Here is a 25,745-nt window from a genome sequence, read left to right as displayed (position 1 = left end):
GAGTGAGCATTTCACCAACTAGCGATCGCATGTTTGAAACATTCTCTACCAAACTATACGAACTCGAACAATTTGCTGATACCCTTGTCTCCACTCAACTGACACACCTCAGCTTGATTAGCATCGGTATCATCTTTGTGGCTGGATTGCTGACTAGCCTAACCCCTTGTATGCTTTCCATGTTGCCGATCACGATTGGCTATATTGGGGGATCTGAAACGAAAGGACGCCTTCAAGCAGCAGCACAATCAGCCTGGTTTTCATTAGGCTTGGCAACAACATTAGCCATCTTAGGAATTCTTGCAGCCTCTTTGGGGAAAGTTTACGGTCAAGTTGGAGTTGGTTTGCCGATTGTTGTTAGCCTGATTGCGATTATCATGGGGCTGAACTTGCTAGAAGCACTACCTTTACAACTACCTTCTTTTGGCGGTATGGAATGGATTTCTAAAGAATTACCAGAAGGTGTACGTTCTTATTTAATTGGTCTAACGTTTGGAGTGGTAGCCTCTCCTTGCAGTACACCTGTTTTGGCAACATTGCTAGCCTGGGTTGCTACAACACAAGACCTAGTTTTAGGAGGGGCTTTGCTGCTTTCTTATACCGCTGGCTACGTTGCACCATTAATTATTGCAGGTACCTTTACAGCTTCGATTAAAAAGTTGTTGGAATTGCGTCGATGGTCGAGTTGGATTACACCCGTCAGTGGGGCGATTTTAGTAGGTTTCGGCGTTTTTTCCCTACTAGCTCGGATTCCTGCGGGATTCTTTTAATTACATTCAAATGAATATAGAAAATTCAGATTTACCTAATATTGCGCGTTTATTCTGGCGGCAGTTGCTGTCTGTGCTGTCAGACTTGCGGCTGGCGATTGTATTGTTGCTTGCGATCGCTTTTTTTAGCATCAGTGGTACTGTCATTGAACAAGGTCAGTCTCTGGAATTTTATCAATCCAACTATCCCGAAGATCCCGCACTTTTTGGCTTCCTTTCCTGGAAAGTTCTTTTAACTCTAGGACTAGACCACGTTTATCGGACTTGGTGGTTTTTATCCATACTTAGTCTATTTGGTAGTAGTCTAACCGCCTGTACTTTCACTCGTCAGTTTCCGGCACTAAAAGCTGCCCGTCGTTGGAAGTTTTACGACGAACCTCGTCAGTTTCAAAAACTTGCGCTTAGTGCAGAACTCGATAAGGGAAATCTCCCTTCTCTAACTCAATTATTAGAAAAGCGACGCTATAAAGTTTTTCAAGAAGGAGATACCCTCTACGCCCGGAAAGGAATAATTGGGCGCATTGGTCCGATTGTTGTCCATGCGAGTATGCTCATTATCCTCGCTGGGGCAATTTTAGGAGCAATGACAGGATTTATTGCCCAGGAAATGGTTCCTAGTGGCGGCACATTTCAAGTCAAAAATATTATTGATGCAGGAGCATTTGCTGCCTCCCAAGTTCCTAAAGATTGGTCAGTGCGAGTCAATCGCTTCTGGATTGATTACACACCGCAAGGAGGAATTGACCAGTTTTACTCCGACTTATCTGTTTTGGATCAACAGGAACAAGAGGTTGATCGGCAAACTATTTATGTCAATAAGCCGTTACGCTACCGAGGCGTGACACTTTACCAAACAGACTGGGGAATTGCTGCTGTACAAGTTAGGCTCAACAAAAGCCCGATTTTTCAGATACCAATGGCGCAGCTAGATACCAATGGTAAAGGGCGTATTTGGGGAACTTGGATTCCGACTAAACCGGATTTGAGTCAAGGGATTTCGCTACTGGCGCGAGATTTACAGGGAACGCTATTGGTCTATGATGCTAGCGGTAAATTGGTTTCAACAGTTCGTCCGGGGATGGGAACACAAGTCAATGGTGTCACTCTAAAAATAGTTGATGTTATTGGCAGCACTGGCTTACAAATCAAAGCTGATCCAGGTATTCCCTTGGTTTACACAGGCTTTGGCTTGCTAATGCTGGGTGTTATTATGAGCTATGTCTCTCACTCTCAGATTTGGGCGCTCCAAAAAGATGGGCATTTTTACGTCGGTGGCAGAACGAATCGGGCGCAGGTTGCCTTTGAGCGAGAGGTTATTGAGGTTTTAGATCAGTTAGCAAGTCCTTCCGAGACAGTTCCCTCTGTGGAATCAGCCTCTTTAGTTAGCTAGAGACAAGGTTTTATTACTTTGGTATAGCAAATTTTAGATGATTTGAGAGCAAAGCAAAGGGGTTTTGGATTCACAGATCGCCTGTATACAGAAACTTTTCAGTTGGCTGGAGAATAGGAAAGCGCGATCACATCCACACTCCTTATCTCAATAATGCCTGGTGACCAGATGAACAGGTGAAGAAGTGCGCTGGCATAGCCTGCCGTAAGCATTCGCCAACTACGAGCATTTAAAATAGAAGAGAGATATAGCTCTGCGGTCAATATGGACAGGCTCTCAGTCAACTCTCAAATCCATTTCGGTAAGCCTTGCATAGCGGGTACGCGCATTACTGTACAGAGCGTTCTTGAGTTGCTCAATGAAGGGCTTTCCTTTGAAGAAATTATCCGAGACTACTACCCTGACCTGCAAGTGGAGGATATTCGAGCTTGTCTACAGTATGCCATTGCACTGGTGGCGGCTGAAGATGTTCATTTGGCATCAGCGAACTCATGAGATTTCTGATTGACCAAGATGTGTACGCTGTTACGGCAAAGTTTTTGATTGATGCAGAACACGATGTAATTCTTGTATCTCAGATTGGTCTAGCGCAAGCAAGTGATGAAGAAATACTTAAAGTAGCGCAGTCAGAAAATCGCATCCTTGTTACGCGAGACAGAGATTATGGACATCGGTTTAGAAAACCACTTCCATAGGAAGTTGAATCAGTCTAGTGTTGGAGGGGAAAGAAGGAGCGCGCAATCTACAGCTTGCCTAATCGCATCCCTATCCCCTTATTGATCGCCTATAAAAAAAGTAAAGAGCGATCGCGCAGCATGAGTGTCAGCACTTATCGCATCTTTCATTCTCATCTCACTAATATCTGGTGAGTGGGTAGGGTGCGTCAGATTTTTAAGTTAATTATCTAATCAATAATTTGATTGTCTGACACATCCTACGTACTACTTGAGCGTGCTTGATTATCTACCAGCAACCGTAGTTGTAACAATTGTACGAATCAGCCCCTCTGCTTTCTCTCTTGCATACCTGTTAGCTGAGTCGTCATAGTTATCAACATCAACCTTGACCTCGCTAGTGATGCCACCATCCACGGCTTTTGCTTTGATTTCAATATTGCCATAGGGGTTTTTGTTATCTCCCCACTGCTTATCAATCAGGGCACCTAGCTCATAGTAATCTTTTCTAACATGAGATGTCCATTTTCCTGTAACTGTAAATCTTTCGATTCTCATGCCTTCAACATCTTGATCGAATTCAATGTTGGCGTTAACGTTCTCAATACGTACACTCCACTCCTTCCTAATTCCACTGTTCCAACGATTACGGTTATCGTCTACACCACTATCCGAAGCTCCACTAAGTCTGGCTACTAGCTTATCTGCTGCTGCTCCCATAATCTTTATAAATCTGTAACAACATAGATCATTGATAGCCCAAGCCTGATCGCTCTGTCAGTCGGAGCGAGATCGGAACTTTTCCCCCAAAAATCCCTAATTTGTCGGAAAAACGCCGGAAATATCGGATAATGTAATGATTACTGTACCCGTCTGACCGATTTATGGACATTGCAGAAGTCTTGAAACTCGCTGATGAACTGCTCTTCACTCATACAGGCGAACATCTAGACCATCTGCAAGAAACAATTCTTAAAGGTACATTACAAGGTCAGAAATACGCCAAAATTGCCTCGGAAAATAATTTAAGCGAAGGTCATGTTCGAGATACTGCCTCGGAATTATGGCAAGCTTTATCCCATGTTTTAGGGGAAGATGTTAATAAATTAAATGCACGGAATATTTTAGAAAAAATTATTATCTCTAACAGTGGTTCAATTGGAGATTTTGTTAGTGGTAATAAAGTAAGTATTTGTTCAACACAAAAGCGATCGCCTAAATCTTCTCCCCTATCCAAACCGACTGAAAACAATACCTACTTAGACATAGATACTGCCCCTGAAATTACAGGATTTTACGGACGAACTGATGAATTAAATACTTTGAAAACCTGGTTAGTTCAAGATTGCCCTCGCATCATTACTTTAGTTGGCATTATCGGAGTTGGCAAAACTACGCTAGCCATTAAACTAATTGAACAAATCCAAACGCAATTTGAGTATATTGTTTATCGTAGTCTTCGGTATTGTCCAACTATAGATGATTTTTTAACAGACTTACTGCAAAGCTTTATCTCCCCCATTATTCCTGGTACTCTTGATCGCAAAGTCAATGTATTGCTTAAGTTTTTACGCAAACATCGCTGTTTAATTATTATTGATGATTTACAGATGTTGTTTCAGCAAGGGCAATTTGCTGGTCAATATCAAGCAGAATTTGAGGAATATTACCTTTTATTTAAACAAATTGCAGAATTGCCTCATGCAAGTAGTTTATTGTTGATTACTAACGAACAACTAGAAGATGCGATTGTTACTCGTCATAAATTCATCTATTCTTTAAAACTGGTAGGTTTGGGAGAGTCTGCTAAACAAATATTAAGAGATAAAGAACTGTCAGACGAACAGATGTGGGACACCTTAATTGAAAAGTATCAGAGTCATCCTTTATGGTTAGAAATGACAGCAACGATGATTCAAGAATTATTCGCTGGCAAAGTCACGGAATTTTTAGCTTATCCTTCCTTGATATTAAGTAATGCGATCACATCTCAACTCAGTCGTTTGTGGATAAGATTATCTGAGTCTGAAAAACAGGTAATGAATTATTTAGCCAAACAAGAAGATGCAGTTACTTTGAGCCAGATTTTACAGGAAATATCTCATCCTCCCACAGAGTTATTAAAAGCCATACAATCCTTAAAAAGACGTTGTTTATTAGAAGATACGTCAAACTTTGTTGCGGCTAACCATAGGGAAAATCATCAATCTGCTTTACTAAAAATTAATCCAATTTTCAAATATTATCTCAGTTCTCTCCCCTTGTTACCAACTTGAACTTGAAGTCTCGGCTCTATTTCCCGCAACAGCTACTGCTCTTGCACATCCGGCTCAACACCCATTTCCTTAAGTCTAGCCAGCAACTCCTCCACTCGCTGTTGCGCCAGTTCCTTTTGTTGTCGTTCTGCTTCAGCCTGCTTTCGTGCAGTTTCAGCCTGTTCCTGTGCCGCTTCAGCCTGCTTTCGTGCAGTTTCAGCTCTCTCTTCTGGTGCTGACACCAACTGATTCTCTGGAGTAAAAAACCGTAGCTGTGACTCGTAAACTCCCAAGAACAACTCTAACAGCTGACTCCATAACCACCCCTGAGCATTCGGTTCTAGGGGTTGATACTTACCTCCCATGAGTCCAAATCCTTGGAACTCCAATGTTTCTGGGTGAAACCAAAAATATTCCGGTGTACGAAGCGTAGAAGTCGGTACGCTCTCGCCACCACCATTTAAGGCAAGCCAGTAAAAGCTCTATTTGATCTCGATGGAGGTCACTTTCCAAAGGAGGTTCATCACTCCATAAATCAGTTGGTGGAATGCTAATACCCTCTGATTCAGCCAATGCTGCCGATTCACTAATAGCGTCTTTATTCCGGGCAATAGTCATGATCGTTGGAGGCAAGTGGCGATCTCTAGTTTAAGCGTGATCACTTTTGCTAGTGCAGCGTTCTTAGCGTTACGCACCTATTGAGACTCTCCTTCCTCTAAACCTCTGCTTTCGCTAATTGCACCAGCCATTCAATCGACTCCCTCATCGGCTGAGTCTTCACCATCATCACAAGCACAACCACAACCAATTGCCCCGCCATCGACTAATCAAGAAGCTTTGCGATCGCATTCTTCTTCGCCTATCAATATAGACAATGATGCTGATGATGACGCTAACGAGAGGGATGATGATGTGGCTGGGGATGATTGAATAACAATCAGAACTTATGTTGTAAGTTCCTTAATCGCTTAACTAGAGTGAAACGCCTTCTTTTTGGTGCTGCACTTCTATAACTGTATGAACATTACCTCGTGGGGCAAAATCTCCTTTAATTGTGACTTCTAAGGGATCACAAGCCTCAACAAAGTCATCCAGAATTTGATTAATGCTTTCTTCGTGGGAGATGTAGCGATCGCGATAGCTGTTGATATACAGTTTAATCGCCTTTAGTTCCACCACTCGCTCATTTGGAATATAGCTGATGTGAATCGTTGCAAAGTCGGGATAGCCAGAAAAGGGACACTTACAAGTAAACTCCGGCAACGTAATGTTAATTGTGTAACGACGCCCAACACGAGGATTAGGGAAAGTAATTAACGTACCTTCAGCAATCTCGCGTTCGCCGTATTTAATTTCTGGTGTCTGTACTTCAGGTGAAGGTTGTTGTTGAATTGGCGAATAAGTCATCAGTAGCAGCTAGTTCATATCTTGCCAGTCGGGACAATTATCAGTTTCCCATCCATAGGGATGCATTCCGCAAACCAATAAGTTACCACTATAAACTTGACCATGATAATGACGACAGCCAATGCAAGCAGGGTGTTTCTCTAGCGTTGGTTCTACAGGATAGGTGAACGCTTGGTCGGTTTCGTTAACAAGCATTTCCAAGTCAAAATAGATCTCAGCAATCGGCTCAAACATGTCCTGCAAACACTGATCAAAGTCTAGACCAACTGTGTTTTGGACATCATCGGCAAATTCTTCAACCATTTCAGTGACTTCGAGGAAGAACTCATCGACCATACCAGCCACTGATTCCATTGCGTCAAAAATACTTTTAGACCACTCTTCCATGGTGGGAATATCAATAAACAATCACAACTTAATTAGCAATGCACTAGAGACATCAATCAGCACTGCGTTAGCTTGAATTAAACGCGATCGCGTTAGCTATGCTAACAGGCTTCAACGTTCGTGTTTCAATTCTTTAGCTTCTATTCTCGCTTTAGCCGACGCAACTCTTCTTGCATCGCTTGCACCTGCTTACGCATCGCTTCAACGTCCTGAGCCTCAGTTGAGGCTGAATCGTCATCGTCCGAAAGAATCTCAATCCGGCGTGGCTCAGCAGGAGAGCTACTAGTCGAGGGCTTGACAGGTTGCTGTTGTGCTTGTTGCACTAAATCATCAACCATTTTCCGGGCTTCCTCTGTTGTCATTTCACCCTTCGCTACCAGTTCATCGGCTAGCCTTTGAGCTTGAACTCGTAGTTTGCCTATTCTTCCGCCAGCTTCCTCACCTGCTGCGGCGGCTATTCCAACGCCCAAATAAAATGCTTTTTGAACAATATCTCCAAAGCGGTTCACCACTATAACTAATTCTCCAGCAATTACACAAGTATCCTCTGTTTCTAGGATACGAGTGAATGTATGAAATCGCCCACCTCACTTCAGGCGGACAAAATTACTTAATTAGGGAAAGTGTTGGTAAATCTTAGGATTCAGCGACTTCAGAAGCAAATGTACAACTTCTTGAGCTAAATGACCCGGAGTCCACGCCTATCGCAAGCATCTCGTATTGCTGCTACCTTCCGGTCCTGACAAGGTTTAAGCGTTGCGATCGCATGGTTCCGGATCATTTATTAGCATAACATCATTAGTGACGCTTGAGTCAATTAATGGTCAAAGGCTGTCTTTGCTTATTCAGCAACAATGCACCATTCGTGAAGGTTGTACTTGACGCAGTTGTTTTTCACCAGAGGGTCTTGAGCAACGATCGCTTTTGCTTCATCCATTGACTCTGCCTCAAACAGGAGCATTCCCCCTCCCCGCTCTGCCCAATAACCCGTTCGCGCCCGATGTCCTTTAGCAATCAAATCTTGAACGTAAGCTTTGTGGGCAGGCACATAGCGGTCGAACTCAGGTTTATCAACGATGCCTTCTTCAATTTTTGCAAACCAGGGCATTTTCTAATAATTTTAAGTTTTAAATTTATAGTACCAAGCCAGATTACTCACCTATTTTTTTAGATCATTGACTCAATCCAAACACCGCTTTTTCATTGCTCTGGTGCCACCTTTAGAATTTCAGGACTATGCTAATGAGATTAAGGAGTACTTCGCCCAAACCTACAATAGTCGAGCGGCACAAAAGTCTCCGCCTCATATCACCCTGCAACCTCCCTTTGAATGGCAGCTAGATGAGCTACCGCTCTTAGAACAATCTTTGAAAACCTTTGCACAATCACGGACAGCAGTACCGATAACCCTACAAGGCTTTGGTGCTTTTGCACCTCGTGTAATTTATATCAATGTTCTCAAAACGCCAGAACTACTGACCTTACAAAACGAGTTGATGACTTACTTCGAGGCATCCCTGGGAATTATTGAACCAGTTTCTAAAACCCGCCCTTTTGCTCCCCACATGACGGTTGCCTTCCGAGACTTGACCAAGCAAAACTTCCGCGCTGCATGGACTGAGTTTCAGCATCGTGCCTTAGAGTTTGAGTTTACTGCTGCCGAGTTAACCTTGCTAATTCACGATGGTAGACGCTGGAATGTGAGTGCGTCATTTCCGTTCTTAGTTAACAATTAGCAATGGATTTTCCTATCCAGGGTTCAGTACAATCAACTGTTGCTTAAGAAGCGATCGCACTTGTTTCAATTCCAATTTGACACTATCTAAAATCTCTCCCACTGTTCTCTGTTCACCGGAATTAGCCTCACACGCTTGCAAAAATTGAAATTCTTCTTCTGACAACTTGATAATCTCGTAATCGTAATTAAATAGACACTTACTCGGCCATCCATCCATGCAAGGATTGCGTTCTGGAATTGCAGATAGGAGCGTGTCATCAGATGACCAATTTGCTTTAGCCAGAGGAGAGCGTCCGAGGAAAAACTCGTAATGGGTAACAGCTTCTGGATTTAGCAATTCAATTAAGCGATAACGTTCGCGATCGCTTAATCCTTCTGCCCGTTTTATCAGTTCCGGCTTCTTCCTCAAAAGTGGCTCAAGTTCCCAGGTTCGCGGATTAGAAAAGCCAATAAACTCCAATCCAGACGCATCAATTAGTTCAAAGAGCGTCTCAATGTTGTAGTCAATTTCTTGGGGATGAACATACATATCCGCGAAGTTGGCATCCCGCTGATTTTCCAATGACCAACGCTCTTTTTCGCGCTTGACAATACGATTGCTTTCTGGTAAAGCAGAAAATATCTGACGACCGACCTGAACCCCATCAGTGTAGTCACCGCGTTGGTTGCCTTGGAGAAGTGCGATCGCTTTCTGCATCAACTGGATTTCCCAGCGCCCTAATTCGGCATAGACAAAAATATGTATTAAGCCGCCAGGAGCTAGCTTAGCTGCCAAAGATTGAATCCCTCGAATCGGGTCAGGCAAATGATGCAAGACACCAACGCAGTTAATCAGATCAAACTCACCCTCAAGTTGCTCGGCATCGTACAAACTCAAGTGATGAAACTCAACACGATTTGCTCCTGAGCGCTGGCAGCGTTCTTTGGCAACAGACAAAGCACCTGCACTCAAGTCAATTCCCACAACAGAGGCTTGAGGATTGAGGTGAACCAAATACTCTGTTCCAACACCCGTACCACAACCCGCATCTAAAATACGGATGTTTTGCCTTTGTGGTTTTTGCCCTGTGCAAAAGTTGTAGGCAGCTAACCAATTCCAGCGCCAGTTGTACCCAGGTGGTGGCTCATCCAGTAACGGCTCTGGGGGAAAAGGGTAGGTGTCATAAAGCCGCTGAACAGCGGCGCTAGTCTCATGAGCGGTTTCCATAACAGGGCTTAGGTTTTAGTAGGATTGAAGATTGCGAAGAAGACCGCCTCAAGGGGTTGAAGTATGTGGCCAGACATTTAACCTCTGCCATCTGCAAATTGAGAACGATCAGGAGAGCTTATTTTATCGAATCCCCCGTGCCTCCTCGCCAACTTAGTGTTAACTAAATGTATTGCAGCTTCATTTGTCCCTAAACTGGAAGGGGAAGAAACATCTCTTCTTGTCTCTTACCCCAACCCCTAGTTACTACTACCTAGTCTCAAGACAGAACGTAACAAAACTTATGAGCTTTCTCAGCAAGTGCCTGTAATCAACTATTATGACTTTGTGAAACAGTAGATTGTGTTCTTTACACTTCTTAACAAATAAGTCCGGAACATCAGAATCGTTTTAATCTAAAGACTGACTTGGTTTAGCTAGTAGGATTGCTTACTTATTGAGGGCGTCACGATAATATCCCATCCATCCACTGGAAGGGAATAAGACTGTCGGTATTCGATCAGCCTAAAGTCAGAGAAAGCAACCTACATTGGAACCCTGGTCAGGCTTAACACAGTAAAAATTGTCGATGGGAGCTTTTTGAAATCCAATGAGTGTTAAGGCAAGTGGTGGAAGCTCGGTTGCGCGTCCGCAACTCTATCAAACAGTACCGGTTTCAACAATTATTCAAGCTGAACAGCAAGACCGGTTTTTAGGGAGTGGCGAACTTAGCGAGCTTGCTAGTTACTTCCGTTCTGGTACACAGCGCATAGAAATTGCAAATACCATCAGCACAAATGCTGACTTAATTGTGTCTCGCGCTGCCAACCGAATTTTCGTTGGGGGTACCCCAATGGCTTTCCTGGAAAAACCAAGGGAAGATGTCGGACAAGAACTCGTGCTGGCGGGCGGTGGCAACACGGATGTTAGAGAATCCATGAAGTTGGGGACTGCCACTTACGTGGAGAGTGGTGGCGGGTTTTTAGAAGGCTTGCGAGGACTCTTCAGCGCGTCTGGCGGTGGTCCAGCACCAGCAGGTTTCCGACCGATTAACGTTGCCCGTTATGGTCCGAAAAACATGCAGAAGTCCTTACGGGACTTAGCCTGGATGTTGCGCTACGTCACTTATGCGATCGTTGCAGGTGACCCCAATATCATCATCGTCAACGTCCGGGGCTTGCGAGAAATCATCGAAAATGCTTGCTCTGGAGATGCCACACTTGTCGCCTTGCAGGAGATGCGCGGCGCGGCATTAGGGTATTTCAAGCGTGATGATGCGGCAAGAGAGATTGTTAATCAGTACTTCGAGATTCTGATTAACGAATTTAAAGCCCCCAATCCTTCAGATAAGCTACGGCAGCGTCCTTCGCGTGATCAGCAAGGTCTGCAACTGCCTCAAAGCTACTTTAATGCGGCAGAGCGGCGTCCAAAGTACGCGATGAAGCCCGGTCTGTCATCCTCTGAAAAGCAAGAAATTGTCAAAGCGACCTATCGGCAAATCTTTGAGCGTGACATTACCCGTGCTTACAGCCAATCAATTTCTAATTTAGAATCTCAGGTTAAAAACGGCAGCATCTCGATGAAAGAGTTTGTGCGCCGCCTGGGTAAATCTCCCCTGTATCAAAAACAGTTTTACGAGCCATTCATCAACAGCCGTGCTTTGGAACTGGCTTTCCGTCATTTCCTAGGTCGTGGTCCAAGTTCACGCGAAGAAGTTCAGGAATACTTCTCCATTGTTTCCAAGGGTGGTCTTGCTGCTTTAGTGGATGCTTTGGTTGATTCCAAAGAATATTCTGACTACTTCGGCGAAGAAACTGTCCCCTACCTCCGAGGGCTGGGTCAAGAAGCTCAGGAATGCCGTAACTGGGGACCGCAGCAAGATCTGTTGAGGTACAGTGCGCCGTTCCGTAAGGTGCCGCAGTTCCTTACGACCTTTGCTCGTTACGAGCAACCGCTGCCTGACCAACATCCTTATGGTTCTGGCAACGACCCCTTGGAAATTCAGTTTGGGGCAATCTTCCCGAAAGAAACCCGCAATCCTAGTGCGAGTCCTGCTCCTTTTGGTAAGGATACAAAGCGTATCCTGATCCACCAAGGTCCTGGCATCAATAACCAAAATAGCAATCCTAAGGCACGGGGTGAGTTTCCAGGTTCTTTGGGACCGAAGGTGTTCCGCTTGGATCAACTTCCCTTGTCGGGTATCAGTAGCCAGAGAAATAACGCTTCTAGTGTTAAATTCTCGGAAAGCTCTACTCAAAAGGTAATTCGCGCTTGTTACTTGCAAGTGTTTGGTCGTGATGTTTACGACGGTCAGCGTCAGAAAGTTGCGGAAATTAAGCTAGAAAACGGTGAAATCAGCTTACGGGAGTTCATTCGGCTGCTGGCGAAGTCGGACTTATTCCGCAGTCTGTACTGGACACCACTGTATGTGTGTAAGGCGATCGAGTATATTCACCGTCGTCTGTTGGGTCGTCCTACTTATGGGCGATCTGAAATTAACAAGTACTTCGATATCTCTGCTAAGAAGGGCTTCTACGCTTTAGTTGACGCGATTATCGATAGCCCAGAGTACTCCGAGGCGTTTGGGGAAGATACGGTTCCCTACGAGCGCTACTTGACTCCAGGTGGTTTGCAGTTGCGATCGGCACGCCCAGGCAGCCTTGGTGAGGATATCGGTACCAGGGTTGATAAGGAAACAACACCACGCTTCGTTGAGCTGGGTCAAGTTACCGAAACGCGGAGTGAGCCGGATATTCAATTCCGCATCAATCAAGGTGTTACTACAGAGCGTGAGCAAACCAAGGTCTTCAAGCTGACTGATAATGCTGATAAGACAGGGGTTAAAACTCTGATTCGAGCGGCTTATCGGCAGATCTTTGAGCGCGATGTTGAACCCTACATCGTTAAGAATGAGTTCACGGCTCTAGAAAGTAAGCTGAGCAATAACGAAATCAACGTTAAGGAATTCGTTGAAGGGTTGGGTGTCTCAGAACTCTACATTAAAGAGTTCTATACTCCTTACCCCAACACCAAAGTTATTGAGTTGGGAACCAAACACTTCCTCGGTCGTGCGCCTGAAAGCCAGAAGGAAATCCAGAAGTACAACAAGATTCTCGCAGCCGAGGGTATCCGAGGCTTTATTGGGGCGCTGGTTAACAGCATGGAGTATGCCCAAGTATTTGGTGAAGATACAGTGCCTTACCGTCGCTACCCGACGCTCCCGGCGGCAAACTTCCCCAATACTGAGAAGCTGTATAACAAGCTAACCAAGCAGGATAAAGAGTTAGTGGTGCCGAGCTTTGAGCCGGTGAAGCCACGCATGGATGCAGCGAAGATGCCGATGACTGGAAAGGCGATCGCTGATCTGAAGGCAAAAGAGCGGCAGATGGATATGAGCAAGCCGAAGTTCATCGAACTCGGTCGCTCGTTCCGCAATGGTGATGGGCAGTCCGTTGAGGTGGGTGTTGGTACAACCCGCCGCAAGCCTGCACGGATTTTCCGCATGACCACAGGGGCAAACTTGCAAGACACGGAATTGGTAATTAATGCCATTTACTGTCAAGTGATGGATGTCTTCAGCGGTCAGATTCCTGGAGAGTTCCGTCGCTCTAACTTGGATAGTAAACTCCGCAATGGAGAGATTTCCGTGCGTGAGTTTGTCAAAACCCTGGCAAGTTCCGACATCTATCGGCGTCGTTTCTACACGCCCTATCCCAACACCAAGGTAATTGAGTTCTTGTTCCGGCATCTCTTGGGTCGTGCTCCCGCCACCCAAGCGGAAATCCGGCAGTACAACAAAATCTTGGCTGATCAAGGTCTCAAGGCAGCGGTTGAAGCGATGGTTGATGGTGCCGAATATGCTCGGTTCTTTGGCGAGGATGTCGTGCCTTACAATCGCTATCCCTCACTGCCTGCTGGTAACTATTTGGGTAGCGTGAAAGCTGCCTCTGACCTAGTTAAGCAATCTTGGTCTGACCTCTCGCCTTCCTCTTTAGGTGGTCGCTAAAGTGACACCTGATTAACTCGGCATTAAGGCTTGAGAGTACTACTTTAGGATGTTGTCTCCTCTGACCTGTCTATGGCAGTTAGAGGAGATTTTTCCTTGCTTAGATTTTGTTACAGTTACCTCGCCTCTATCCTCAGGTAAGCCTCAACCTCAAATCTGAGGAAAAATATTACAAAATATTGCGAACATAGGAAGAATGTGAACAATCTGTCGCAGAATTATTTGCGGAAGGTCGCTGTATCACTGACCGGATGTGTCGCTTACTACTCCCTGAAATCCTGAGACTACTTAGGGCACTTTACAACAAGGGAGTTCAACCCCTAGAAAGGCTGCTAAGTTGGGCACATTCAGGAAAGAACGTCAGCTCTTCAAGTATGCGAATGCCAGTTAAACGCACCTGGTTACATTTTTTTGGAGGAATCCATCGATGAGTATCGTCACGAAATCTATCGTGAATGCAGACGCTGAAGCCCGCTATCTCAGCCCTGGCGAACTAGACCGGATTAAGTCTTTTGTTACCTCTGGTGAGCGCCGCCTTCGCATCGCTCAAACACTAGCAGACTCCCGTGAGCGCATCGTCAAGCAAGCTGGTGATCAACTGTTCCAAAGACGCCCTGACGTTGTTTCTCCCGGCGGAAATGCCTACGGGGAAGAAATGACCGCAACTTGCCTACGGGATTTGGACTACTACCTGCGTCTAATCACCTACGGAGTTGTATCTGGTGATGTCACCCCGATTGAAGAAATCGGCCTAGTTGGCGTCCGCGAAATGTACAATTCTTTGGGGACCCCCATCCCGGCGGTTGCTGAAGGCGTGCGTGCCATGAAGAATGTTGTCGCCTCAATGTTATCTTCGGAAGATGCGTCTGAAGCTGGCGCTTACTTCGACTACGTGATTGGTGCCATGCAGTAGGGCAAGAGTCCTTTCTCTGCTGTAGAGACGCGATAATCGCGTCTGTACGAAGGATTCAAGAGACTAGGTGAAATAAGGAATTAGAATCATGCAAGACGCAATTACTTCTGTTATTAACTCTTCCGACGTTCAAGGCAAATACCTAGACAACACTGCGTTGGAAAAGCTCAAGGGCTATTTCCAAACCGGTGAACTGCGGGTACGTGCTGCAACCGCTATCAGCTCTAACGCGGCAACCATCGTTAAGGAAGCTGTTGCTAAGTCCCTGCTGTACTCGGACATCACTCGTCCAGGCGGCAACATGTATACAACCCGCCGTTATGCTGCTTGTATCCGTGACTTGGACTACTACCTGCGCTACGCCACCTACGCAATGTTAGCTGGCGATCCTTCCATCCTTGATGAGCGTGTACTCAACGGTTTGAAAGAAACCTACAACTCTTTGGGTGTTCCCATCTCTGCTACCGTACAAGCTATCCAAGCTATGAAAGAAGTTACAGCTAGCTTGGTTGGTGCTGATGCTGGCAAGGAAATGGGCGTATATTTCGACTACATCAGCTCTGGCTTGAGCTAAGTTCAGCTCTCTTAAGTTAGGGTCTCAAACTTAGTCGGTCGTTATGTAAAGGTCTGGGAAGTCAATTGTGAGTGCTAGCTTGTTACAGGCAAGTCTTGCTTCACCTACGCACAAGCAGATGAGTTTTTGCGGTCTAGTATTGACGATTGACTCCCAGACTTTGTTCTAGGTATAAACACCTTCTTATCGCTTTCGTAGTTCGCTTCAAAAACTGAATTCAAATTCAAAATTTCTTAACCCAATTAGGAGAATTCAACCCATGCGTATGTTTAAAGTGACTGCCTGTGTTCCTAGCCAAACCCGAATTAGGACACAACGGGAGTTACAAAACACTTATTTCACCAAGCTGGTTCCCTATGACAACTGGTTTCGTGAACAGCAACGCATTATGAAAATGGGTGGCAAAATCGTTAAGGTTGAGCTAGCCACTGGTAAACAGGGTACGAATACCGGACTGCTTTAGTTTTTTACAGAACAGCTTTTTATTCGGAAAGGTAAAGGGGTCGTAATGACCCCTTATTTTTTTAGGGTTAGCTTTATAGCAAAAGGCAGAAGGCTTTTATGTTTATTACTGGTATGTGGTCGTTTGGGCCGTTAAATCTGTCCTGACCTTTATGGCGGCAGCTATATCAGCTAAAAAACTTGATAATGTTGTCAGGCGGTTTACCCTGATAGATTGGATATGCTTTGTTGGGTAAATCTCCTGTTATTGACAGTTAAACTTGTACTCACAAGCTCTGCGTTGTTGCAATTTGTTAATTATTAGTGACTTTACGCGACCTGATTCTATTAGTTAATCCCTCTGACAAGGAATGGGCAACCGATGCACGATTATTGCGGTGGTTGACATTCCTGTGGATGTTTATTGGGTTAGCCGTTCTCTTCTCAGCATCTTATCCAAGTGCGGATGCTGAGTTTGGAGATGGTTTGTACTACTTTAAACGACAGCTCATCTGGGCAGTTCTGGGCTTAGTTGGATTTAATTTGCAGGTGCGATCGCCTTTGCGTTATATCCTGGGAGTTGCTCAATGGTTTGTAATCTTGCTCTTAGGGTTTATTCTAATTACCCTAATCCCTGGCTTCGGCACTACCGTCAATGGTGCAACCCGTTGGCTCGCACTTGGGCCTGTTCCCCTTCAACCTTCTGAGTTAATCAAGCCTTTTTTAGTGCTACAAAGCGCTCGAATCTTCGGGCAGTGGAAGCGCCTCAGTTGGAGAATTCGCTTAACTTGGTTGGGGATTTTTGCCTGTGTACTGGTGGGTATTTTGCTACAGCCGAACTTGAGTACAGCCGCATTGTGTGGCATGACGTTATGGCTAGTAGCACTGGCATCAGGATTGCCTTTTTCTTATTTAGGCGGAACAGCGCTAGGTGGGTTGCTACTTGCTACCATCAGTATCAGCTTGAAAGAATACCAACGGCGTCGGGTAATGTCATTTCTCGACCCTTGGGCTGACCCAATGCGCGATGGTTACCAACTAGTTCAAAGCCTTTTAGCTGTTGGTTCAGGCGGTACTTGGGGGTCTGGGTTTGGGCTATCCCAACAAAAGCTATTTTATTTACCGATTCAGTACACTGATTTTATCTTTGCTGTATTTGCCGAGGAGTTTGGCTTTGCGGGTAGTGTATTGCTGCTAGGGCTAATCATGGCTTATGCGACACTAGCGCTGATGGTAGCGATGAAGGCACGAAATAGTGTTTATCGGCTGGTAGCAATTGGGGCAATGATTTTGATTGTGGGGCAGTCGCTGTTGAATATTGGTGTGGCTACTGGCGTTCTTCCTACCACAGGTTTGCCATTTCCGTTTTTTAGTTACGGCGGCAGTTCAATGATTGCGAGTTTACTCTCAGCAGGGCTATTGATTCGAGTCGCACGAGAGAGTGGCGGGGCTGAGGTTGTATCTCTCCAATCCCGTCGCCACTCGGCAGCAGAACGACGGCGTGTAAGGAAGTAGAAACGGCTTAGGGCGATTCTGGTGTTGCTTTTGGAGGAAAGAAAACAATGGCAAGCGATCGCTTATTTTCTCTCACTAACAAGTAATCATTACTGTTGGTGATTCCTCCTATGTCCACATCTTCACCAATCTTCTGGGCAAGTGCATTTGCCTGCTGCTCAAACTTTACTGCCTGATCAGACTGCCCTAACTTTGAGTAAGCTTCTCCAATATTACTGAGAGTGATGACTTCCCCACGAGCATCACTATTACCCTGAACAGTGGAGAGTGCTTCCTGAAAATAGCCAATTGCCCGTTGGTATTCTCCGATTGCTTCGTAAGCAACACCAATATTATTTAAAGCCGCTGCTTCTCGTGTGCGATCGCCCATGTTGCGAAAGATTCCAATTGCACCGTGGCAGAGTTCGATCGCTTTTTGGTGCTGCCCCAGTTGACGGTAACCAATACTTTGATTGTTCAGTGTAACGGCAATTCCAGAACGCGAAGTGGAGTCAGAGTTGTTAGATGCCCGATAAATATCCCAAAAGATTTGCATCGACTCTTGTTGAAAGGCGATCGCTTGCTCATATTCCCCTTGGTAATAATGAACAATGCCTAAATTGTTCAGTGCGATCGCTTCTCCAAAACGTTTCCCCTTTTGCCGTTGGATAGCCAGTACTTGTTGAAATGACTCGAAAGCGGCTTCAAATTGATTAGCATCAAGTTGCTCAACACCTTGAGCAAGATATTTCTCAGCTTCAGTTTCAGGATTTTCTGAAGTTTGAGCGAATACAGTGGGTGGCGATGCGGCTGTGGAACCTAACCCCCCAGCCCCCTTCCCTTCTAGGGAAGGGGGAGAACTCAGACTAGGTTGCATTGAAGTGCTAAACGCTGTAGTCGGTATCACCACAGGCAAAAAGCAAAGGGCAAACGGTACAAGTAAGCTTTTTTTTTGTTTCCTCATTGCGTCTTAGCCACGAAATTGAGCTAACTGCATAACTAACTGTGAAAACTCGGATAGGTATATAGACTACTCATTGTGCTGATAACCCTGCTAGCGTCAACAGCGGGGTTTTATTTTCCCGGTGTAACTCAATTACTGACTAACGAAAATCCCTCTCTTGTTCCCCTTGTTCTTCTTCCCTCTACGAGGTAATCAGAAATATAGACGAGATTTATGTTATGCGATCGCTTCTAAGGCAAGCACCAGTTGATGAAGGTGAGATAGTTCATGAGTTGCCATAACGGAGATGCGAATCCGACTCGTGGGAACGGTAGGAGGGCGAATCGCTGGGGCAAAAATACCAGCCGCTTTCAATTTCTCGCCAGTTGTAAGGGCATCGGTTGCACTAGCTTGCTTGACACAGAGGATGGGTGACTCAGAAGGCAACAACTTGAGCTGAGGCAACCGTTGCATCAAATGCTTGAGGGTATCTACATTGTTATTGACTTTAGCGCGGCGTTCTGGTTCCTGCTGGACAATCTGGACGGCTTCTAGGGCAGCGGCTGTATCAGCGGGAGATAACCCAGTGGTGTAAATCCAGCTTGGTGCGCGATTTCGGAGGAAGTCAATCAGGACAGATGAACCTGCCACGTAACCACCTAAACTACCTAATGCCTTACTAAGGGTGCCAACTTGGATTAGTGTTTGTCCGGTACAGCCGAAGTGTTCCACACAACCAGCACCGTTGGCTCCCAAAACTCCAGTGGCGTGTGCTTCATCAACCAGCACCATGCAGCTAAAGTGTTCTGCGATCGCCAAAATTTCTGGCAAGGGGCAAAGGTCACCATCCATACTAAAAACACTATCGGTAACAATCAGGCAACGACGGTGGTGTTGCCGATGTTCAGCTAGCTGAGTTTTTAAATCTTCAATGTCACTATGAGCATAGTTTACGACTACTGAACCACTCAAAATCGCGCCATTCTTGAGGCTGGAGTGATTGTACTGATCAGCGAGAATCAAATCGCGCTTCCCAACTAAGGCGGCAATTGTGCCTATGTTCGCCAAATACCCAGAACTGAATACTAGTGCCTCTTCAGTTTGCTTCAGAAACGCGATCGCACGTTCCAATTGCTGATGCAACTGCCGATGACCCGTAAGCAGTCGAGAGCCAGTGCTACCTGTACCATATTCCTGGGTAGCTGCGATCGCTGCCTGGATTAAGCGCTCATCACCAGTTAGTCCCAGATAATCATTACTAGCAAAGTTAATTACCTCTCGTCCGTCCAGTTGCACTGTTGCACCAGAACGACCCTGAAGCGTTTGCACTGAGCGATACCAATCAGCCTGGTGAATCGTCGTTAGGGATTGCTCTAGCCAAGCGTAAGGATCACTCAGCATTACAAATCGTCAGGATTGGCTTCTGTAGGTGTCTCGACATCTGTAATTTGAGCGCTCTTGCCCTTAACTGGGGGCAGTCGATCAACTAATCCCATATCAAAAGCAATATCTGGTAACTCACCAACAATATATTTTCCCGGCTCAAACACCCGTCCTGGTGTAAAACACATTTGTCTGAGCTGAACAACCTCACCAGGGGCAAACATACCCCTAAACATTCTTTTTTCTAGTCCCATGACTGATTCTCCTAAGACATCTTAAATATTCTCTAATTCTGGCAGTTGGCAGGGAATATGGTAGCGCAGGAACGAAGAACTATGCGTGTACTCGATAGAAGTGGCTCTCCTCGTATATCTTCGGAAAGAAGTCAGCGCATTAAAGTCAAGGTAAATTTAAGTATATTGCTCTTGACAATTTAAGTATTACGTGTATTACCGATGAAAGAAGACTTCCAGCGACCGAATATTTGGTCAAATATTGACCTCCTAAAGGTTAAGCAGAGAATTGAAAGGATTACAGCTCAGATTGAAAGGGTTCGACAGCAGTTTGACCCCCAGGTAGAGGCAGACAACTCTTCTATCAAGGAAAAGACCTAGCTCTTGCCGAAATACTACTTGTGAAACTTGAAATCTGGCAAAGAAAAACCCCACCAGCTATCGTTCCGGTGAGGGAAAATCTACCAACTATATCTTTCCTTGGTATTTGGGAGAGTTCATCATCCTGCCGGAAGGGATAACAATTTCAGAGATTCCCTGTAATCAAGAAGAATAAACCCCACTGAAAGAATCCCAGTAGGGTATGACTGAAAGCCTACTTACCTATCCGTTGAGCCACTGTTGTTTATGCAGTTTTGGCAGCCTAATCAGACCGCAGCAGAGACTTTTTGATGGTAAAGACTAACAATTCGCTCAGTCACTTCAGGGATAGTTAAACCATCTGTGTTGAGTTCAATTGCATCTGCTGCCTTGCATAGGGGTGCCAAAGCACGGGTGCTATCGCGGATGTCGCGCTGCTGAATATCCCGTTCTAGCTGTTCTAAGCTCACTTCTTCTTGTTTTTGGTCTTTAAGGTCTTGATGGCGTCGGCGTGCCCTTTCCTGGACGGAAGCGGTTAAGAAGATTTTGAGTTCAGCATCGGGAAAGACGTGGGTACCGATATCTCGACCTTCTGCAACAATACCGCCCTTGCACCCCCAGCGCTGTTGTTGTTTGACTAACTCATGACGAACCGCTGGCACGGCTGCGATCGCAGAAACATTTTTCGTGACTTCCTGTGTGCGAATTGCTTGGGTAACGTCCTCGCCATCGATCAACACGCGCACGGCGGTATCTGCTACGTTATCGGTGGTGAGATAAATTTGAGACTGACTAGCAAGTTCTGCGATCGCTGGTTCATCATCCAATGCGATTCTTGCTTCCAAAACTCGCCATGTTAATGCTCGATACATTGCACCCGTATCCAAATGCATTAGCCCTAATTTCTGGGCTACTTGACGGGTTACAGTGGATTTTCCTGCACCCGCAGGGCCATCAATTGCTACAATCGGCTTCCGGTACCGCAGGACGATATTGTCAATTAAACGAGTTGAACCAAAGCGAGCGGCGATCGCTAAGAGTCCACTATCTTCAACTTGCTCCAAAGGTATTAAGGTTGTGGGATGTACTAATTCAATGTACTCCACCTGAATACCCTTAGCCACAGCTAACTCTGACTTGACTGTCTCAATGAGAGTAATGCGATCGTGTTCACCTGCTTGAAAAACTGCCTGCGCTTGCTGCAAAGCCCTAAACAGTAGTGGCGCATGAGCTTTTTGCGTTTGTGTCAAATATTGATTGCGAGAACTGTAAGCAAGTCCCGACTCTTCCCGCACCGTTGGACAACCAACAATCGTCACAGGCATATTCAAGTCTGCCACCAAACGTCGGATAATCGCCAGTTGCTGGGCATCCTTCTCACCAAAATAGGCGCGTTGTGGCTGTACCAAGTTCAACAGTTTTGTCACCACTGTCGCGACTCCCTGAAAGTGACCAGGGCGAGAGCGACCGCATAATACAGATGTCATCGCTGCGGGTGGGATAACTTGACTCAAGTTAGTACCGCTGCCTGATTTGGGCAGATGATTGCCGTAAAATTCGACAGCGGTTGGGGCAAAAATTGCATCAATCCCTAACTGTTTACAGAGTTGCTGGTCTTCCTCCAACTGACGTGGATAGTGCTGAAAATCCTCAGTTGGACCAAACTGTAGCGGATTGACAAAAATGCTGACGATGACAATAGCATTCTCTTGTCTTGCCCGCTCCATTAAACTGAGATGACCAGCGTGCAACGCTCCCATTGTTGGAATAAGACCAACGTCCGTTCCGGAGCGGTAACGCTCTAGATAGCAGCGCAACCCGGCTGTTGTTGTAAACAGGCGCATGAGATTTTAGGGTTTGGATTCTAGATTGATGTTAGCAATTTGATTGCCGAGAGCCAGCCTACAACCTAACCCAAAAATCTCACCCTTCAGAGGTATTTAATACTCAACTACGGCGGGTTGGGATGGATCTAAGACATCGATACGCACAGGTGCCGTGCCTGAATGTATGAGTCCGAGCATTCTCGCGGCGGCGGCTGAAAGGTCAATTACACGTCCTCTGATATAGGGGCCTCGATCATTAATCCGCACAACGACAGAGCGACCATTATTTAGGTTTGTAACTTGCACATTGGTGCCAAACGGTAAGCTGCGGTGGGCGGCAGTCATCGCATTCTGGTTGTATCTCTCGCCGCTAGCACTGCGCTTGCCATGAAAGCCGGGACCGTACCAGGACGCCATACCGCTAACTTGAACACGAATTGGACCAAGGGAAACCTGTGCTAGAGGTGTGGCTGGTTGCATCCCAGTAATTTCCCGTAAGGGCGGCGCATTGCCCATTAACCGCCGCAGTCTGTTGGTCGCTTGTAGGGCATCTTCAGCCGGATTGTGGGTTGTATCGGCTAAGACTGTTGTCTCGTTGATGCGGACTAGTTCCTCATCATTCACGTCAATACTGTAGCAGTTGCATTCTGGCTTCATTTGTACTGCGATCGCCTCAGCATTGACGTTGTCTCGACTCAGTTGATTCAGCTTTGCCGCAATTGCTGTCGCTCTCCATACTGGGTCGTCTCCCGTGGTACTCACGTTCGGTGCGGCACTAATTTGTCCGGTTGCATTGGCTACACCTAATCGAGATACTGTGTCCTCTGAAGCCGTCTTTTGAAGACTATCCGATTGTCCTACCTTGGTTCCATTCGGCACGACTGAATTTGAACCGAGAAAAGTCAAGACAGGAATGCTTCGGACAAAGAGTGTTGCTGCCTGACGCCCTGCTACTTCATGAGCATGAATTTTGGCGATGACTTCTTCTTCTCTAGGGGGGATACGAGACTGCAATTCTCCTACCTTCACGACTTCGGTCGCTTGGGCTGTAGCTTGAGCTGAGGTAAGAGTACTGGTTGCTGGCACACCCTGCACTTGAGTTGTGGGAGCGCTTATCGTAGAACCCTGATTAATTGTTTGGGTTTGTTGAGCATAACTGGATGTTGCCGTACCAAGAACTGTTGTCATGACAGTAGCGGTTAGGCTACTCCAAATTCGTTGATTCATATGTCCGTTGTCAAAAGCACTGGAATTCGAGATTAGTGTTGTTGGTTGCGAGACAAGACAAAGTCAAATTCGACCCATTAACTCGTACTCGTTCCGTGTCCGCTCTATTTCATTGAACTGCAACAGACTATCATGAAGTTTTGGCTTTGGGGATCAGGATGTTGAGGGATTAGCAGGTAAATTTATCAAAACTGAATCTTGAAAATTCGCCCGAAATTCCCAAGTGGCAAGTGTTTGCACTTTTTCTCTATTTGACATTTTTTTTAACAAAACTTTATAAAAATTTATAAAAAATGTATCGAATTTGTAGCAGAAATGTGACTAACGCCTTCGAGCCGCTAAAAAGTTGTTGGAGCAATTGAGAAGAATTTACTCCTAAAGCCAGAGCATCCTTCTTTAGGAGTAAATTCTTCTTAAAGCAGTTGGTTGGTAGGTTCTAAACCTTGCTGACAAGTTTTTATTGCGATCGCGCTACTTTCAGGCAAAGCACCTGTAAAATGACATCCGGGTACCCAACGCTCAAGACCCTTGTTTTTGTTTGATGGATTATCGTGAAGCCGGAGTTGATGTCGAAGCAGGTCGAGCTTTTGTCGAGAAAATCCGCACTTTGGTGCAAAGCACACATCGCCCTGAAGTCCTGGGCGGACTGGGTGGTTTTAGTGGTTGTTTCCAGTTGCCCGGAGGATACCAAGAACCCGTTTTGGTATCAGGCACAGATGGCGTTGGTACGAAGCTAAAACTCGCTCAAGATCTCAACTGCCACAACACCGTTGGGATTGATTTAGTCGCCATGTGTGTCAACGATGTTTTGACCTCTGGCGCTGAGCCGCTATTTTTCTTGGATTATTTAGCAACAGGTAAGCTCAATTCCGAGCAGCTAACGCAGGTTGTTGCCGGGATTACCCAAGGCTGTCGCCTTTCCGGGTGTGCCTTGCTAGGAGGAGAAACGGCAGAAATGCCAGGTTTCTACCAACCGGGAGAGTACGACTTAGCAGGGTTTTGTGTGGGAATTGTTGAAAAGAGCCAAATGCTCAACGGCTCTCAGGTGCAGGTAGGAGACATTGCGATTGGTTTGGCAAGTCAGGGTGTCCACAGTAATGGATTTAGCCTGGTGCGGAAGATTGTCAGTGAGTTTTCGGCAAACAGTCAATCTTTTCAAGAGCGAGAATCTGATAGCCAAGAAAAATCGTCTCAACCTGTTGCTTGGGATGCCCGCCCAGAAAAGTTAGCAGGGCAAAGCTTAGGTGAGGTCTTGTTGAAACCGACTCAGATTTACGTTAAACCTGTGCTGGAATCCCGTCGTGCGGGTATTGAGATTCATGGCATGGCGCACATCACTGGCGGCGGTTTACCGGAAAACTTGCCTCGCTGCCTCGGTACAAATCAATCAATTCAGATTAACCCGAATAGCTGGGTAGTTCCACCAATTTTTCATTGGCTAGCTGATGCAGGACAGCTTAGTACAGACACGCTGTTTAACACCTTCAACATGGGTATCGGGTTTGTGCTACTTGTGTCGCCGGAGCAAGCGGAGCCGACTCTCAGATGGTTTGAGTCACAAGATATTGCTGCCTATAAAATTGGTGAGGTTATTAACGGTAGTGGTAGCGTCGTTGGTCTACTTGCATAAATTCACACCGATAGTCGGGCTTAGGAGTGAGCGCGTCATTAAAAACGGAGAGAATTGAAGCTCCTAATGTTATAGAAAGCCTGTCTAATGGATGGTCGAGAATTCTACTCTGGTTTGATTCGACTACATATCTTGCACCATGCGGCTCATGAACCCATTTTTGGGCTGGGCATTATGGAGGAATTGGCTCGTCATGGTTACAAGCTTAGTGCAGGAACGCTCTATCCTATGCTGCATGACATGGAGCGCAAAGGGTATCTGTACTCGGTTGAGGAGCGATCAGGACGACAAATGCGACGAATCTACCAAGCAACGGACTTGGGTAGGGATGTGTTGGAGGATGCAAAAGAGAAGGTACGTGAACTATTCGGGGAATTATTTGAACACGCTACGGAAGATTCTCCAAAAAATGCTTGAGATGCGGCTGTTCCGGGTTAATGCCAAGTGCTTGTGCTTTGCTCAGAACCTCTTCCCGGCTGAGTTTTTGCTGAGTTGCCAAGGCAATCAATGCTAATGCACCTGCTCGTCCCCCAGCTTGGCAATGGAAAAATATAGGAGTAGGAAGTTCTTCCAGTTCTGAGAGGACTCTTCCAACCGATTCATCATTCGCTTGAGTTGGGTTGAGTGGGATATTGACATACTCAAGTCCTGCGGCTTCAGCCTGCTGCTGTTCATCACTCAATACTCCTGTTTCATCGACTGAACGGAGATTGATGACTGACTTGAAGCCTTCATTGGCAAGGTTTTGCAAGGTTTCTGGAGTCGGTTGTCCGCCAGCAGAGAACTCATCACTTACTTTTTTGCGATCGCTCATCACTATATTCCAGTATTTTGATTGGGATACCGTATTTATTAGACCTCTTGCAAAAGTCGTCGCTGGGGTAATATGAGGTCTGAAATTAGGCGAT

General features: G+C 45.8%; 29 protein-coding genes, 1 other RNA gene and 1 pseudogene. 15 read left to right on the top strand and 16 right to left on the bottom strand.

Annotated elements, in window-relative coordinates:
- Window positions 1-29 precede the first annotated feature (29 nt).
- The gene (locus tag AC5JL3_RS20940) at window positions 30-770 is read left to right on the top strand and encodes a cytochrome c biogenesis protein CcdA (RefSeq protein WP_496076314.1); all 741 of its coding nucleotides are present in this window, start codon (window positions 30-32) and stop codon (window positions 768-770) included.
- Window positions 771-780: 10 nt separating this feature from the next.
- Window positions 781-2,160 (top strand): cytochrome c biogenesis protein, encoded by a 1,380-nt coding sequence (locus AC5JL3_RS20935; RefSeq protein ID WP_496076309.1) that lies wholly within the window; start codon window positions 781-783, stop codon window positions 2,158-2,160.
- A 98-nt stretch (window positions 2,161-2,258) separates the two neighbouring features.
- Here the strand turns inward: AC5JL3_RS20935 and AC5JL3_RS20930 are convergent, their stop codons facing one another.
- Complete coding sequence (locus tag AC5JL3_RS20930) at window positions 2,259-2,423, bottom strand: hypothetical protein (protein WP_496076308.1); 165 nt, start codon at window positions 2,421-2,423, stop codon at window positions 2,259-2,261.
- A 1-nt stretch (window position 2,424) separates the two neighbouring features.
- Between AC5JL3_RS20930 and AC5JL3_RS20925 the strand changes: the two genes are divergently transcribed.
- Window positions 2,425-2,655, top strand: coding sequence for a DUF433 domain-containing protein (locus AC5JL3_RS20925; protein WP_496076307.1), 231 nt, complete (start codon window positions 2,425-2,427; stop codon window positions 2,653-2,655).
- The gene (locus AC5JL3_RS20920) at window positions 2,652-2,855 is read left to right on the top strand and encodes a DUF5615 family PIN-like protein (protein WP_496076306.1); all 204 of its coding nucleotides are present in this window, start codon (window positions 2,652-2,654) and stop codon (window positions 2,853-2,855) included. Before AC5JL3_RS20925 ends, AC5JL3_RS20920 begins: the two co-directional genes overlap by 4 nt.
- Before the next feature lie 264 nt (window positions 2,856-3,119).
- Here the strand turns inward: AC5JL3_RS20920 and AC5JL3_RS20915 are convergent, their stop codons facing one another.
- Complete coding sequence (locus tag AC5JL3_RS20915; RefSeq protein ID WP_496076305.1) at window positions 3,120-3,554, bottom strand: hypothetical protein; 435 nt, start codon at window positions 3,552-3,554, stop codon at window positions 3,120-3,122.
- Window positions 3,555-3,718: 164 nt separating this feature from the next.
- On the opposite strand from AC5JL3_RS20915, the gene AC5JL3_RS20910 reads away from it, so the two are divergent.
- A complete protein-coding gene (locus AC5JL3_RS20910; RefSeq protein ID WP_496076304.1) occupies window positions 3,719-5,110 on the top strand; it encodes a helix-turn-helix domain-containing protein in 1,392 nt (463 codons plus the stop codon).
- A gap of 32 nt (window positions 5,111-5,142) precedes the next feature.
- Here the strand turns inward: AC5JL3_RS20910 and AC5JL3_RS20905 are convergent, their stop codons facing one another.
- The 7 genes from AC5JL3_RS20905 to AC5JL3_RS20875 all read right to left on the bottom strand — a co-directional run bounded on the left by AC5JL3_RS20905 (window position 5,143) and on the right by AC5JL3_RS20875 (window position 7,991).
- Window positions 5,143-5,454, bottom strand: a complete 312-nt coding sequence (locus tag AC5JL3_RS20905; RefSeq protein ID WP_496076303.1) for a hypothetical protein — start codon at window positions 5,452-5,454, stop codon at window positions 5,143-5,145.
- On the bottom strand, window positions 5,444-5,707 hold the full coding sequence (locus AC5JL3_RS20900; RefSeq protein ID WP_496076302.1) for a hypothetical protein: 264 nt from the start codon (window positions 5,705-5,707) through the stop codon (window positions 5,444-5,446). Before AC5JL3_RS20900 ends, AC5JL3_RS20905 begins: the two co-directional genes overlap by 11 nt.
- A gap of 354 nt (window positions 5,708-6,061) precedes the next feature.
- Entirely contained in the window at window positions 6,062-6,496 is a 435-nt protein-coding gene (gene queF, locus AC5JL3_RS20895) for a preQ(1) synthase (RefSeq protein ID WP_496076301.1), read from the bottom strand.
- Between the two features lie 9 nt (window positions 6,497-6,505).
- The gene (locus AC5JL3_RS20890) at window positions 6,506-6,883 is read right to left on the bottom strand and encodes a hypothetical protein (protein ID WP_496076300.1); all 378 of its coding nucleotides are present in this window, start codon (window positions 6,881-6,883) and stop codon (window positions 6,506-6,508) included.
- Window positions 6,884-7,023: 140 nt separating this feature from the next.
- Complete coding sequence (locus AC5JL3_RS20885; protein ID WP_396810232.1) at window positions 7,024-7,395, bottom strand: hypothetical protein; 372 nt, start codon at window positions 7,393-7,395, stop codon at window positions 7,024-7,026.
- 170 nt (window positions 7,396-7,565) lie between these two features.
- Window positions 7,566-7,662, bottom strand: an RNA gene (gene ffs, locus AC5JL3_RS20880) — signal recognition particle sRNA small type.
- 62 nt (window positions 7,663-7,724) lie between these two features.
- Window positions 7,725-7,991, bottom strand: a complete 267-nt coding sequence (locus AC5JL3_RS20875; RefSeq protein ID WP_496076299.1) for a YciI family protein — start codon at window positions 7,989-7,991, stop codon at window positions 7,725-7,727.
- 67 nt (window positions 7,992-8,058) lie between these two features.
- Between AC5JL3_RS20875 and AC5JL3_RS20870 the strand changes: the two genes are divergently transcribed.
- Window positions 8,059-8,619: a 2'-5' RNA ligase family protein gene (locus AC5JL3_RS20870; RefSeq protein WP_496076298.1), complete on the top strand. Its 561-nt coding sequence runs from the start codon at window positions 8,059-8,061 to the stop codon at window positions 8,617-8,619.
- 12 nt (window positions 8,620-8,631) lie between these two features.
- Here AC5JL3_RS20870 and AC5JL3_RS20865 read toward each other — a convergent pair whose 3' ends face one another.
- Window positions 8,632-9,828, bottom strand: a complete 1,197-nt coding sequence (locus AC5JL3_RS20865; RefSeq protein WP_496076297.1) for a class I SAM-dependent methyltransferase — start codon at window positions 9,826-9,828, stop codon at window positions 8,632-8,634.
- A gap of 589 nt (window positions 9,829-10,417) precedes the next feature.
- Between AC5JL3_RS20865 and AC5JL3_RS20860 the strand changes: the two are divergent.
- From AC5JL3_RS20860 to AC5JL3_RS20835, 6 genes and pseudogenes are all read left to right on the top strand, one after another.
- Window positions 10,418-13,117 (top strand): annotated as a pseudogene (locus tag AC5JL3_RS20860) (phycobilisome rod-core linker polypeptide); the annotation flags it as partial.
- A gap of 9 nt (window positions 13,118-13,126) precedes the next feature.
- The gene (locus AC5JL3_RS20855) at window positions 13,127-13,813 is read left to right on the top strand and encodes a phycobilisome rod-core linker polypeptide (RefSeq protein ID WP_496076313.1); all 687 of its coding nucleotides are present in this window, start codon (window positions 13,127-13,129) and stop codon (window positions 13,811-13,813) included.
- A 427-nt stretch (window positions 13,814-14,240) separates the two neighbouring features.
- Complete coding sequence (apcA, locus tag AC5JL3_RS20850; RefSeq protein WP_192216987.1) at window positions 14,241-14,726, top strand: allophycocyanin subunit alpha; 486 nt, start codon at window positions 14,241-14,243, stop codon at window positions 14,724-14,726.
- 88 nt (window positions 14,727-14,814) lie between these two features.
- Window positions 14,815-15,300: an allophycocyanin subunit beta gene (gene apcB, locus AC5JL3_RS20845; protein ID WP_496076296.1), complete on the top strand. Its 486-nt coding sequence runs from the start codon at window positions 14,815-14,817 to the stop codon at window positions 15,298-15,300.
- Window positions 15,301-15,559: 259 nt separating this feature from the next.
- Window positions 15,560-15,763, top strand: coding sequence for a phycobilisome linker polypeptide (locus tag AC5JL3_RS20840; RefSeq protein WP_029638447.1), 204 nt, complete (start codon window positions 15,560-15,562; stop codon window positions 15,761-15,763).
- Between the two features lie 302 nt (window positions 15,764-16,065).
- Window positions 16,066-17,256 carry an FtsW/RodA/SpoVE family cell cycle protein gene (locus tag AC5JL3_RS20835; RefSeq protein ID WP_496076295.1) on the top strand — a complete coding sequence of 397 codons (1,191 nt, stop codon included), beginning with the start codon at window positions 16,066-16,068 and terminating at the stop codon, window positions 17,254-17,256.
- 7 nt (window positions 17,257-17,263) lie between these two features.
- Here AC5JL3_RS20835 and AC5JL3_RS20830 read toward each other — a convergent pair whose 3' ends face one another.
- The 3 genes from AC5JL3_RS20830 to AC5JL3_RS20820 form a co-directional block, all read right to left on the bottom strand.
- A complete protein-coding gene (locus AC5JL3_RS20830; RefSeq protein ID WP_496076294.1) occupies window positions 17,264-18,199 on the bottom strand; it encodes a tetratricopeptide repeat protein in 936 nt (311 codons plus the stop codon).
- A 216-nt stretch (window positions 18,200-18,415) separates the two neighbouring features.
- Window positions 18,416-19,579 (bottom strand): 8-amino-7-oxononanoate synthase, encoded by a 1,164-nt coding sequence (gene bioF, locus AC5JL3_RS20825; RefSeq protein WP_496076293.1) that lies wholly within the window; start codon window positions 19,577-19,579, stop codon window positions 18,416-18,418.
- A complete protein-coding gene (locus tag AC5JL3_RS20820) occupies window positions 19,579-19,815 on the bottom strand; it encodes a hypothetical protein (RefSeq protein WP_192216992.1) in 237 nt (78 codons plus the stop codon). The genes bioF and AC5JL3_RS20820 overlap by 1 nt, the downstream gene beginning before the upstream one ends.
- A 201-nt stretch (window positions 19,816-20,016) precedes the next feature.
- Between AC5JL3_RS20820 and AC5JL3_RS20815 the strand changes: the two genes are divergently transcribed.
- Entirely contained in the window at window positions 20,017-20,175 is a 159-nt protein-coding gene (locus AC5JL3_RS20815; RefSeq protein ID WP_496076292.1) for a hypothetical protein, read from the top strand.
- 266 nt (window positions 20,176-20,441) lie between these two features.
- Here the strand turns inward: AC5JL3_RS20815 and AC5JL3_RS20810 are convergent, their stop codons facing one another.
- Both AC5JL3_RS20810 and AC5JL3_RS20805 read right to left on the bottom strand, forming a co-directional pair.
- Complete coding sequence (locus AC5JL3_RS20810) at window positions 20,442-21,998, bottom strand: bifunctional pantoate--beta-alanine ligase/(d)CMP kinase (protein ID WP_496076291.1); 1,557 nt, start codon at window positions 21,996-21,998, stop codon at window positions 20,442-20,444.
- 96 nt (window positions 21,999-22,094) lie between these two features.
- Window positions 22,095-23,207, bottom strand: coding sequence for a septal ring lytic transglycosylase RlpA family protein (locus tag AC5JL3_RS20805; RefSeq protein ID WP_496076290.1), 1,113 nt, complete (start codon window positions 23,205-23,207; stop codon window positions 22,095-22,097).
- A gap of 541 nt (window positions 23,208-23,748) precedes the next feature.
- On the opposite strand from AC5JL3_RS20805, the gene purM reads away from it, so the two are divergent.
- Both purM and AC5JL3_RS20795 read left to right on the top strand, forming a co-directional pair.
- On the top strand, window positions 23,749-24,837 hold the full coding sequence (gene purM, locus AC5JL3_RS20800) for a phosphoribosylformylglycinamidine cyclo-ligase (protein ID WP_496076289.1): 1,089 nt from the start codon (window positions 23,749-23,751) through the stop codon (window positions 24,835-24,837).
- A gap of 87 nt (window positions 24,838-24,924) precedes the next feature.
- Window positions 24,925-25,254: a PadR family transcriptional regulator gene (locus AC5JL3_RS20795; RefSeq protein ID WP_496076288.1), complete on the top strand. Its 330-nt coding sequence runs from the start codon at window positions 24,925-24,927 to the stop codon at window positions 25,252-25,254.
- Here AC5JL3_RS20795 and AC5JL3_RS20790 read toward each other — a convergent pair.
- The coding region (locus AC5JL3_RS20790) for a protein tyrosine phosphatase family protein (protein WP_496076287.1) at window positions 25,226-25,745 on the bottom strand (520 nt) is incomplete at its 5' end. The two genes, AC5JL3_RS20795 and AC5JL3_RS20790, sit on opposite strands and share 29 nt — an antisense overlap.

The sequence above is a fragment of the Symplocastrum torsivum genome, from assembly GCF_059505465.1.
This window is presented reverse-complemented; position numbering and strand designations above follow the sequence as displayed.

Bases quoted from the DNA above. Each gene is read 5' to 3' on its own strand.
- AC5JL3_RS20900 (WP_496076302.1), bottom strand. From the start codon at position 5,707: ATGACTATTGCCCGGAATAAAGACGCTATTAGTGAATCGGCAGCATTG.
- apcA (WP_192216987.1), top strand. From the start codon at position 14,241: ATGAGTATCGTCACGAAATCTATCGTGAATGCAGACGCTGAAGCCCGC.
- AC5JL3_RS20935 (WP_496076309.1), top strand. From the start codon at position 781: ATGAATATAGAAAATTCAGATTTACCTAATATTGCGCGTTTATTCTGG.
- AC5JL3_RS20805 (WP_496076290.1), bottom strand. From the start codon at position 23,207: ATGAATCAACGAATTTGGAGTAGCCTAACCGCTACTGTCATGACAACA.
- AC5JL3_RS20925 (WP_496076307.1), top strand. From the start codon at position 2,425: ATGGACAGGCTCTCAGTCAACTCTCAAATCCATTTCGGTAAGCCTTGC.
- AC5JL3_RS20820 (WP_192216992.1), bottom strand. From the start codon at position 19,815: ATGGGACTAGAAAAAAGAATGTTTAGGGGTATGTTTGCCCCTGGTGAG.
- apcB (WP_496076296.1), top strand. From the start codon at position 14,815: ATGCAAGACGCAATTACTTCTGTTATTAACTCTTCCGACGTTCAAGGC.
- AC5JL3_RS20840 (WP_029638447.1), top strand. From the start codon at position 15,560: ATGCGTATGTTTAAAGTGACTGCCTGTGTTCCTAGCCAAACCCGAATT.
- purM (WP_496076289.1), top strand. From the start codon at position 23,749: ATGGATTATCGTGAAGCCGGAGTTGATGTCGAAGCAGGTCGAGCTTTT.
- AC5JL3_RS20905 (WP_496076303.1), bottom strand. From the start codon at position 5,454: ATGGGAGGTAAGTATCAACCCCTAGAACCGAATGCTCAGGGGTGGTTA.
- AC5JL3_RS20915 (WP_496076305.1), bottom strand. From the start codon at position 3,554: ATGGGAGCAGCAGCAGATAAGCTAGTAGCCAGACTTAGTGGAGCTTCG.
- AC5JL3_RS20940 (WP_496076314.1), top strand. From the start codon at position 30: ATGTTTGAAACATTCTCTACCAAACTATACGAACTCGAACAATTTGCT.
- AC5JL3_RS20815 (WP_496076292.1), top strand. From the start codon at position 20,017: ATGAAAGAAGACTTCCAGCGACCGAATATTTGGTCAAATATTGACCTC.
- AC5JL3_RS20830 (WP_496076294.1), bottom strand. From the start codon at position 18,199: ATGAGGAAACAAAAAAAAAGCTTACTTGTACCGTTTGCCCTTTGCTTT.
- AC5JL3_RS20910 (WP_496076304.1), top strand. From the start codon at position 3,719: ATGGACATTGCAGAAGTCTTGAAACTCGCTGATGAACTGCTCTTCACT.
- queF (WP_496076301.1), bottom strand. From the start codon at position 6,496: ATGACTTATTCGCCAATTCAACAACAACCTTCACCTGAAGTACAGACA.
- AC5JL3_RS20890 (WP_496076300.1), bottom strand. From the start codon at position 6,883: ATGGAAGAGTGGTCTAAAAGTATTTTTGACGCAATGGAATCAGTGGCT.
- AC5JL3_RS20795 (WP_496076288.1), top strand. From the start codon at position 24,925: ATGGATGGTCGAGAATTCTACTCTGGTTTGATTCGACTACATATCTTG.
- bioF (WP_496076293.1), bottom strand. From the start codon at position 19,579: ATGCTGAGTGATCCTTACGCTTGGCTAGAGCAATCCCTAACGACGATT.
- AC5JL3_RS20865 (WP_496076297.1), bottom strand. From the start codon at position 9,828: ATGGAAACCGCTCATGAGACTAGCGCCGCTGTTCAGCGGCTTTATGAC.
- AC5JL3_RS20810 (WP_496076291.1), bottom strand. From the start codon at position 21,998: ATGCGCCTGTTTACAACAACAGCCGGGTTGCGCTGCTATCTAGAGCGT.
- AC5JL3_RS20920 (WP_496076306.1), top strand. From the start codon at position 2,652: ATGAGATTTCTGATTGACCAAGATGTGTACGCTGTTACGGCAAAGTTT.
- AC5JL3_RS20855 (WP_496076313.1), top strand. From the start codon at position 13,127: ATGGATGCAGCGAAGATGCCGATGACTGGAAAGGCGATCGCTGATCTG.
- AC5JL3_RS20875 (WP_496076299.1), bottom strand. From the start codon at position 7,991: ATGCCCTGGTTTGCAAAAATTGAAGAAGGCATCGTTGATAAACCTGAG.